At 33.8% G+C, this 986-nt stretch carries 1 protein-coding gene; it reads left to right on the forward strand.

The features are described 5' to 3' along the window. Nucleotides 1-554 precede the first annotated feature (554 nt). The coding region (locus AC1DJR_RS31410) for a metallophosphoesterase (protein WP_477004403.1) at nt 555-986 on the forward strand (432 nt) is incomplete at its 3' end.

Consider the following 986-nt stretch of genomic DNA (forward strand, 5'->3'; position numbering starts at 1 on the left):
TGTAGGAAAGGTGCTTCTTGTTGAAGAGAGTTATTACGACGGCATTGTTGAATTGGTAAATAGGTTAGAACTGGAAAATGAAAGAGAAGCCAGCAAAAGCTAACTGCTCGGTTAATGGAGAAATGGGTATTTGTATTTCTTAGCTTGATGGCGATGGGGTAGTACCAGCTGTATGTATTTTTGTGCTTTCGAGTGTTTGGAATTTATATATTGTTTTTCTAATTGTTTATTTTGTATCAACTGTTCGGATTAAATGAAGAGAATTTAAAAAGGTAAAGCACTTTGTTGAAATTGTGTAAAATAGATTAAAACACAACGTATCAAACTAAGTGATTTAACGTATAAATTTACATGTATTTAATGTTAATGGGTAGATAGCTAGATTGGTACCAATTGTTAATTTTGAAGTGTGAAAAAGACAAAATCTCTTAAAAAACACTTAAATTTTTACGTGATCAAATTTTACAATGCATCCCTATAATATGACTTGGACAAGCATCTAAGAAAAAACAGAACATGTCAGTTTGTACATCATATTATTAGGGGGAGATTGTATGAAAAAGACAGTTATTTCACTAGCTGTTATGGCAGCAGTATTACCGATGTTTTCAGTGCATGCGGAAGGCAAAGAGCAAGTTCGAAAATCAGCTACAACTTTTAACGTTATTAGTGACATTCAAGGGGACTTAGGGGATTTTGATCACGTATTAAAAGATATGAATAAAGTGACGCCACTTTCTAGAGCGCTTATTATGAATGGGGATATAACGCCAACTGGACAGCAGTCACAATACGATGATGTAAAACGTGTGTTAAACAAAAATAAGCATCCGGAAAATGTATGGTCAACGGTTGGAAATCATGAGTTTTATGCAGGTAAATGGACAGCTGATGGGAAGCTCTCTCAAAATACATGGCCAAATGGTGTAACGGAAGAAACATTATTTAATCGATATTTAAAATTTAGTGGACAAGAAAAGGTATAT

It is taken from the genome of Bacillus sp. 05T31, from assembly GCF_056396725.1.